General features: G+C 35.6%; 8 protein-coding genes and 1 pseudogene. 6 read left to right on the top strand and 3 right to left on the bottom strand.

Translation table 11 applies throughout. The features are described 5' to 3' along the window. The 3 genes and pseudogenes from DK861_RS18220 to purC form a co-directional block, all read left to right on the top strand. Positions 1–142: pseudogene (locus tag DK861_RS18220) on the top strand (IS200/IS605 family transposase); the annotation flags it as partial. A 491-nt stretch (positions 143–633) separates the two neighbouring features. Next, on the top strand, positions 634–1,224 hold the full coding sequence (locus DK861_RS14890; protein ID WP_006533036.1) for a phosphatase PAP2 family protein: 591 nt from the start codon (positions 634–636) through the stop codon (positions 1,222–1,224). Positions 1,225–1,725: 501 nt separating this feature from the next. Continuing rightward, positions 1,726–2,439 (top strand): phosphoribosylaminoimidazolesuccinocarboxamide synthase, encoded by a 714-nt coding sequence (gene purC / locus DK861_RS14885; protein WP_109400621.1) that lies wholly within the window; start codon positions 1,726–1,728, stop codon positions 2,437–2,439. A gap of 163 nt (positions 2,440–2,602) precedes the next feature. Here the strand turns inward: purC and DK861_RS14880 are convergent, their stop codons facing one another. Together DK861_RS14880 and DK861_RS14875 are read right to left on the bottom strand one after the other, a co-directional pair. Next, positions 2,603–3,214: a glutathione S-transferase family protein gene (locus tag DK861_RS14880; RefSeq protein ID WP_109400620.1), complete on the bottom strand. Its 612-nt coding sequence runs from the start codon at positions 3,212–3,214 to the stop codon at positions 2,603–2,605. A 92-nt stretch (positions 3,215–3,306) separates the two neighbouring features. Next, entirely contained in the window at positions 3,307–4,005 is a 699-nt protein-coding gene (locus DK861_RS14875; RefSeq protein WP_109400619.1) for a YafY family protein, read from the bottom strand. 265 nt (positions 4,006–4,270) lie between these two features. Here DK861_RS14875 and DK861_RS14870 point away from each other — a divergent pair, with 265 nt between their 5' ends. From DK861_RS14870 to DK861_RS14860, 3 genes are all read left to right on the top strand, one after another. Further along, positions 4,271–5,155, top strand: coding sequence for a neutral zinc metallopeptidase (locus tag DK861_RS14870; protein ID WP_109400618.1), 885 nt, complete (start codon positions 4,271–4,273; stop codon positions 5,153–5,155). Positions 5,156–5,216: 61 nt separating this feature from the next. Then, entirely contained in the window at positions 5,217–5,669 is a 453-nt protein-coding gene (locus DK861_RS14865; protein ID WP_006533030.1) for a DUF441 domain-containing protein, read from the top strand. A gap of 2 nt (positions 5,670–5,671) precedes the next feature. After that, positions 5,672–7,720: a GNAT family N-acetyltransferase gene (locus tag DK861_RS14860; protein ID WP_109400617.1), complete on the top strand. Its 2,049-nt coding sequence runs from the start codon at positions 5,672–5,674 to the stop codon at positions 7,718–7,720. On the opposite strand, the gene DK861_RS14855 is transcribed toward DK861_RS14860, so the two are convergent. Further along, complete coding sequence (locus tag DK861_RS14855) at positions 7,683–7,892, bottom strand: YpfN family protein (protein WP_036936107.1); 210 nt, start codon at positions 7,890–7,892, stop codon at positions 7,683–7,685. The two genes, DK861_RS14860 and DK861_RS14855, sit on opposite strands and share 38 nt — an antisense overlap. Between the last annotated feature and the right edge of the window lie 53 nt (positions 7,893–7,945).

The raw sequence follows: 7,945 nt of genomic DNA, 5'->3' as shown, positions 1-7,945 counted from the left end.
CAACAGAAAGTTTTGGGCGGAAGGATTCTATGTCACAACAGTTGGACTCAATGAAGCCACAATTCAAAAGTATATCAGAGAGCAAGAAAAGTCGGATTTAATCTCGGATAAATTGAGTAGTAAAGAATATGAAAACCCCTTTNAGTTTTGGGCGGAAGGATTCTATGTCACAACAGTTGGACTCAATGAAGCCACAATTCAAAAGTATATCAGAGAGCAAGAAAAGTCGGATTTAATCTCGGATAAATTGAGTAGTAAAGAATATGAAAACCCCTTTAAGGGGTAAGCCAAAGTAGCAAAGACACTTAGCTTGAACGAAGAGAAAGCAGCGTCATTTAGGCGCAGTCGGTAACAAGCCCTTATAGGGCAAGAGCAAACCACCCGTTTTACGGATGGTTATGATTATCTTAATTTAATGGTATTAATCTAAATTGAAATGTGTTTATAACAAGACAATTGGAACTATCAGATTAAACATCATTAATTGAATATTCTTTTAATGACAGGATTTAATTTAAAGTTATTAATAATATTAATCTTAATGCAATACGTTTAAATTTATGCAATATTGCCTCAATTCTTATTTTTAAATAAAAATAACAAAGCACTCTCTGACTATATGAAGGAGCATTTATGAGCGCTGGTGATATGATTATTCACTTGATATTAAGTGGGATACTTATTGTAGGTGTTTATCAATTTTATTTTTTTACTCAACGATATACATTGAGAGAAGTGAAAATTATTAATTCACCGATTGATGAAAAAATTCCTTTTTGGCCATGGTGGTCATGGATCTATAGCTTTTTATATTATCCTGCAATTTTATATCTTAATTGGATCATTCAAGACTCAAGACAATTTATTATGATTGTTTTTAGTTATATTGTTTTGTTAGTCATGCAAATGTTTTTCTTTATTGTATTCCCTGTTGCAACCCCAGCACATTGGCGTACTTTAAATCCAGGTAAAACCGCATCAGAGAAATTTCTTAAGTTCGTTCAGTATTTTGATGACTCATCAAACTGTTTTCCAAGTATGCATGTTTCCGTAGCAACACTTACTGCATGTCTTGCTTATGCAAGCTTAGGACCATGGGTTTTCTTATTTCCATTGTTTATTGCATTATCTTGCATGTTTACGAAACAACATTACTTAATTGATTTACCTGCCGGTGCTTTATTAGGTTGGTTTGCTTATGAGATCTACTGTTTTATTATTTAATTCAAGCATTACATTATTAAGAGATAATATGTGTATTTAAATATAAAAATAGATAAGAGATAAATCATCAAAACGTTTTGATACTAATATTGGTAACCAGATTAATTCTCCATAGAAAGAAATTAATCTGGTTTTTTATTATTGATTACGCTAAATAAGTGTAACCTGAAATAGACCTAGTGTTTACTAATAATATAATCTAAAAATAGAAATAATATGGTGATATAATCTATAATTATTCTTATTCTGACTTTTTATATTTTATATATTCTGGCTTTATCAAACTATTTTTTATTAGTGCTATTATTTAATGGAATTACTTAAAATATGATTTCTAATGATGGTGTAGTTTTTAATAAAAAAACGTTGTAGGTAGTGGGTTGTCGATGAGATTTTTTTTAGTGATAGTACTCACGTTTTAAAAGCTTTTTTATCTAATCTAGAGTAGAGTATGGGAAGCAAATTTCTTGTTAAACCTATCACATCTTTGGAGTGTGTCAGATGCAGAAAAAAGCTGAGTTGTATCGTGGAAAAGCAAAAACAGTCTATACCACTGAATCTTCTGATTTTCTTATCCTTGAATTTAGAAATGATACATCAGCGTTAGATGGCCAACGTATTGAACAGTTTGATCGTAAGGGGATGGTAAATAATAAATTCAACTATTTCATTATGAATAAACTGGAAGAAGCGGGTATCCCAACGCAGATGGAACGTTTGCTTTCTGATAATGAAGTGCTAGTCAAAAAACTCGATATGGTACCTGTTGAATGCGTTATCCGTAATCGTGCTGCGGGATCATTAGTTAAACGTTTAGGTATCGAAGAAGGTACACTTTTAAATCCACCAATCTTTGATTTATTCTTAAAAGATGATGCCCGCCATGATCCTATGGTCAATGAATCTTACTGTGAAACCTTTGATTGGGTATCTAAAGAAAACCTCGCAGAAATGAAACGTTTGAGCTATAAAGCAAACGATGTCCTTAGCAAACTCTTTGATAAAGCTGGACTTATTTTAGTCGATTTTAAACTTGAGTTTGGTTTATTTCATGGCAAAGTTGTATTAGGTGATGAATTCTCTCCTGATGGAAGCCGTTTATGGGATAAAAATACCTTAGATAAAATGGATAAAGACCGCTTCCGTCAAAGTTTAGGCGGATTGATTGAAGCATACGAAGAAGTTGCACGTCGAATCGGTGTTTCTTTAGACTAAATACGCAAACGATTACGTCAAGTTAAACAAGATGTAAATAGAAAAGGTCAGCTTAAAGCTGGCCTTTTGTCTTAAGTAATGCGTTTAAAATGGAATGTATTAAACGAACATAACTCAGTAGCTATGTAGATAGCTTGATAAATAACGTTTAATAATAAAAAATTTATCGTAATCCTAAGCTTTTTAATAATTGTTTAATCTCATTATTAAGCGCAAGGCTATCAATGTATTGATTAATCAGTGGCGTAGGCTGGATAAGCGCATACTTGCATAAAAATATAAGGAAATAGCCCACATACACATCGACAGCAGTCAGATTTTTGCCACAAATATAAGGATTGGCACTAGCTATCCCTGTTTCTAAACAATGAAAGGCTCGTTCAAAAGAACCAAACCCAGATGATTTTTGCTGTTCTTCATTAAGTTCAATACCAACCTCTTTCACTGTAAATGCGGATTCAATAGGGCCAGCAGTAAAAAAGAACCAACGATAATAAACTGCACGCTCAGGTGAATTAATGGCAGGCGCAAATCCTTTTTCAATAAACTTATCTGCTAAATAAGCACAAATTGCCGCTGTCTCTGTAACCACGATTTCGCCATCAACTAATGCAGGAACTTTTGCCATAGGATTAATAGCAAGATATTCAGGGGTACGCATTGGTTCGCCATATTCTAATTCGACACGCTGATAAGGCACATCTAACATTTTTAAGAAAAGTTCAACAGTGTTACCGCGAGACATTGTATTAGTATAAAGGATAAGTTCATTCATAATATTTCCTTACTGTGTTGATTAATATGATGTTATTTAAACTGAAATAGCTAAATGAAAAACAGCAAGGAAGATATTACGCAAACATTGTGTCAATTTTTGTCAGGAGCCTCTTTTAAGATCTCTTTTTTCCAGCGTGAGAATAAATAACTTTTAGGGTAAGGCAAATTATCACTTAATACTTCATAAGAGATAATTCTATCAAGCCTAAAATGGCGATAGCTTTGGCGTAATTCACACCATGCAGCAATAACTTGAGAATTTTGAAAGTAGCCCACAGCAATAGGCCAAATAATTCGAGTGCTTAATTGATTTTGGGCATCTTTATAATATATTTGGGCTTTCTTTTCTTCGCGTAAACTAAAACGCATATCTTTAGCAATGGCATGATCAACTTCAATAATTTGGTGTGTGGGAACAAACAAGGTATTTTGTTCAAGCAATGTTTGATGTTGTGTTGTTACCACTGCATTGATTTTATTAATTGCCCGTAATGCAGAGTGACTTAATTCTTTATCTGTATTACTTTCTACCCAGCGTAATCCCAGAATAAGTGCTTCAAGTTCATTAATATCAAAGGTTAGTGGTGGTAGGAGTAAACCGGATTTTAGCTGATAACCTATACCTGCTTCACCCGTGATTTCAGCACCTTGATCACGTAAAGATTCAATATCTCGATAAATAGATCTGACACTAATTTGTAATTTATTTGCTAACACTTCTGCCGTTATCGGATAGCGATTCTCTTTTAAAATCTGCAATAAAGTGAGTAAACGTTGAGTTCGGGTCATTTAAGGTATCTATTTATTAGTGAAGAAAAACAGAAGCAAGATATAAGAATTCTATTATGAAATCATTAAGAAAGCCGTTTTAATTCCTTATGATGCTCATTTGTTCGTGGTGCTAACGAATGCTATTTTACTCTGATAGTCTCTATTATCTTGCTCTTAAAAAATAGAGAATAGTGTTTGTAATTTTTTGTTATTATCTCAAATCAAGTGATAAATTTATTCATTATAAAGCTAAAATCATCTATTTAAACTGTGGGGATAAGTTATGCGTTGGAATGATCGCCGAAGAAGTGACAATGTTGAAGATAGAAGAGGGCAATCTTCCTCCGCATCTGGCGGTGGTAATCTCCCATTAGGATTAATTGCACTTTTACTGCGTACTAAATATGGTTTTGTAATAATTATTGTTTTAGTTATCGCCAGCTTTATGGGATTTGATTTTAACACATTAACGGGGAGAAACAATCAAGCCTCACAACGTAATGAGCAACAAACCGCACTTTATAATGAAGCTGCCGATTTTAGTAGTGTTATTTTAGCCAGTACTGAAGATTTTTGGCGAACAATTTTCGCACAAGCAGGAAAACAATATAGTGATCCTAAACTCGTGCTATATACCAATAGCACGACAACACAATGTGGAACTGGCACAAAAATAATGGGGCCATTTTATTGTCCCGCTGATCGAAAAATCTATCTTGATCTTTCCTTTTATAATGAAATGAAAAATAGCTTAGGTGGTGGTGGAGAATTTGCCCAAGGTTATGTGATTTCTCATGAAGTTGGGCATCATGTTCAGCATTTATTGGGTATCACTAATCAAATGCGTGAACAACAACAAATGGCGCGTTCGAAAGCAGAGGTAAATCGTTTATCCGTAAAATTAGAGTTGCAAGCAGACTGTTTTGCTGGAATGTGGGGACGTTTTATTGCGGGTGAAGGTCGTATTGATGAAAGCGATTTATTAACTGCGATCAAAACGGCGCAAGCGATCGGTGATGACAAGTTACAGAAACAACAGCAAGGTTATGTCGTACCGGATAGTTTTACACACGGCACGGCGGAACAGCGCAAGACTTGGTTTATGAGAGGCTATAACAGTGGTAGCATCAAATCTTGCGATACATTTGCTTCTTCGTCTTTGAACTAATACCATTCGTCGGTAACTATAAGATAATTAACGCTATAAAGCGAAAGGCTTAGGAACAAACATGAGTAACGTTGATCCCTCACTATTAATTTTGCTGGTTCTCGCAGGACTTGGCATTATTAGTCATAATATGACTGTAACATTAGCTATGCTGGCTTTGCTAGTCATTAAAATCACACCATTAAACCAATATTTTCCTGTTGTTGAAAAATATGGCATGACCATCGGGATCTTAATTCTGACGATTGGGGTAATGACACCTATTGCAACGGGGCGTATTTCAGGACAAGAAGTGCTTAACTCATTCTTAAATTGGAAATCACTATTAGCGATTGCTATTGGTATTGCTGTTTCTTGGTTGGGCGCTAGAGGTGTTTCTTTAATGAATAACCAACCTTCAACGGTTGCCGGCTTATTAGTAGGTACGGTTATTGGAGTAGCGCTTTTCCGGGGTGTACCGGTTGGGCCATTAATTGCAGCAGGTATTCTTTCATTGTTAATCGGTAAATCCTAGCTGTGTCATTTTCCCATTTACATCAATATCAGCAAAAATTAGCTCAATTAGGGCAACGTCAATTACTGCTATTAGCGGGTAAACCTGCATGGCAAACAGAACAAATCCAGCAAATTATCCAATTATGCCAAGGTGATTGGATAACGATTTCCTCCAGTAAGCCTAATGCAATTTTACCTGATCATGCTATTCGCCTATTAGGGCGTGAGTTCTTACATGCTGTTTTTGATGCTAATGAGGGATTTAATACCGATGCTTTAGCGATGTTAACAGGCACATTAAAAGCCGGTAGTTTATTGATCTTGTGCTTACCCGATATTGAGAATTGGGATAGCTACATAGATAACGATAGTCAGCGTTGGAATGATGCTCAAGGTGTACTTTCAACACCAAATTTTATGGAATGGCTAAAAGATATCACGTTAGGTGATAGTCAAGTGATTGTATGGCAACAATCAACGCCATTTCAATTACCCACATTGATTGAAAAAGCTAAACCTTGGGCGCTTCCACAGGGTAAACCGACCGCAGAACAGCAAGTTATTTTAGATAAATTGCTCTTATCGACATCGAGTGTTTGGAGTGTTGTTGCACCAAGAGGTCGAGGAAAATCAGCGCTTGCTGGTATGTTTATCGAGCAATATCAAGGAAATGTATTGGTATGTGCACCAGCTAAAAATAGTACAGATGTTTTATCTTCACACACCAACAAAGCTATTTCATTTTATTCCCCTGATAATTTATTAGCGCTGTGTATAAATAACGAAATTCAAAGTGATTGGCTGATTATTGATGAGGCGGCTTCTGTGCCCATTGCACAATTAGAAGCGCTGTGTGGTTACTTTCCTAATGTATTAATGACAACCACAGTACAAGGTTATGAAGGAACTGGCCGCGGTTTTATGCTTAAATTAGGAGACAACATTCCTAATTTGCGTACCTATCAATTACAAATACCTATTCGTTGGGCTAAAGATTGCCCATTAGAAAATTGGCTTAATCAGTTGTTACTGCTTGATGAGCCGGAATACAATTTTGATTGTCAGCAACAAGGTGATGTCGATATCCAACAGCTTCAAGGAAATTGGCATAATAATATTCCACAATTACATGGTTTTTATCAACTTCTTACTAGTGCGCATTATCGAACAACACCACTTGATCTACGACGTTTACTTGATGGTCGAAAACAGCGTTATTGGTCAGCATCAATCAATAAAAAGATCGTAGGTGCTGTGTGGTGTATCGAAGAAGGGGGATTACCTTTCGAACTTGCTCACGATGTTTGGTTAGGTATTCGTCGGCCTAGAGGTAATCTGGTTGCTCAATCATTAGTCACCTATGGTTTAACGCCGGATGCGATGTGTTTAAACTCATTGCGTATCAGTCGTATCGCTGTTTTACCTCAATATCGGCGGCAAAAAATTGCTGCGACTTTGATTGCTAATATTGTAAAAGAGAGTCAAAAACAGGCTGTTGATTATCTTTCGGTGAGCTTTGGTTACACTGAGACATTAGTGCAGTTTTGGATGCAATGTGGTTTTCAAATAGTACGGCTGGGGGTACATAAAGAGGCAAGTAGCGGATGTTATACCGCAATGGCGATTTATCCACTAACTGAAAAAGGCGAACAGTTATTGCGCTCGTCTTTAAGTGCCTTTGCTTTGCAATATCAGCAGATAGAACGGCAAACAAAGCTCTGCTTAGCGGATAAGTCAATACCAAGTCATAGTGCGACAGCACAAGACAATTGGTTAATGATGGCGGGTTTTGCCTTTGCTCATCGTTCAGTTCTTACTGTTTATGAGAGTGTTGCTAACTTTCTGGTCGGTTATGAGCAACACTATCCGTTATTAGTCGCTTTTTTTGTAGACAATAAATCAGTTGAACAGTGTGTGGCTGAGTTTTCTTTATCAGGAAAAAAAGTCTTAACCAAGCAATTAAGAGAGCAATGTGCGCAATTAATGGCTGAAAAAGATGCTCAATTAACATCACGTTATCAACAATGGTTATCTACTTATTCTCATCCTTCTTGTTTTGATTTTGTTTAGGCCAATCATCTTCATCATCCCATTTATCATTAAAATCACGATGTGGAGGCAACTTCCGCTTATTTTTAAGAAATTGCTTGGGATCGATTTTGTTCATATCTTTAATAGCATTAATAATAATTCCTACTAAAAGAATTAAAATTACCCACCAATAGTCAGCAAACCAGTGCATAAATAAGCCTTATATTTTAAAATTGTTGTTGAGAATGAGGATCTTTTTTATTT

It is taken from the genome of Proteus sp. TJ1640 (genome assembly GCF_003144445.1).
GTDB classification, from domain to species: Bacteria; Pseudomonadota; Gammaproteobacteria; order Enterobacterales; family Enterobacteriaceae; genus Proteus; species Proteus penneri.
The sequence above is the reverse complement of the archived record's forward strand: the minus strand, read 5'-3'. Positions and strand labels throughout refer to the sequence as shown.

Bases quoted from the DNA above. Each gene is read 5' to 3' on its own strand.
- DK861_RS14890 (WP_006533036.1), top strand. From the start codon at position 634: ATGAGCGCTGGTGATATGATTATTCACTTGATATTAAGTGGGATACTT.
- purC (WP_109400621.1), top strand. From the start codon at position 1,726: ATGCAGAAAAAAGCTGAGTTGTATCGTGGAAAAGCAAAAACAGTCTAT.
- DK861_RS14880 (WP_109400620.1), bottom strand. From the start codon at position 3,214: ATGAATGAACTTATCCTTTATACTAATACAATGTCTCGCGGTAACACT.
- DK861_RS14875 (WP_109400619.1), bottom strand. From the start codon at position 4,005: ATGACCCGAACTCAACGTTTACTCACTTTATTGCAGATTTTAAAAGAG.
- DK861_RS14870 (WP_109400618.1), top strand. From the start codon at position 4,271: ATGCGTTGGAATGATCGCCGAAGAAGTGACAATGTTGAAGATAGAAGA.
- DK861_RS14865 (WP_006533030.1), top strand. From the start codon at position 5,217: ATGAGTAACGTTGATCCCTCACTATTAATTTTGCTGGTTCTCGCAGGA.
- DK861_RS14855 (WP_036936107.1), bottom strand. From the start codon at position 7,892: ATGCACTGGTTTGCTGACTATTGGTGGGTAATTTTAATTCTTTTAGTA.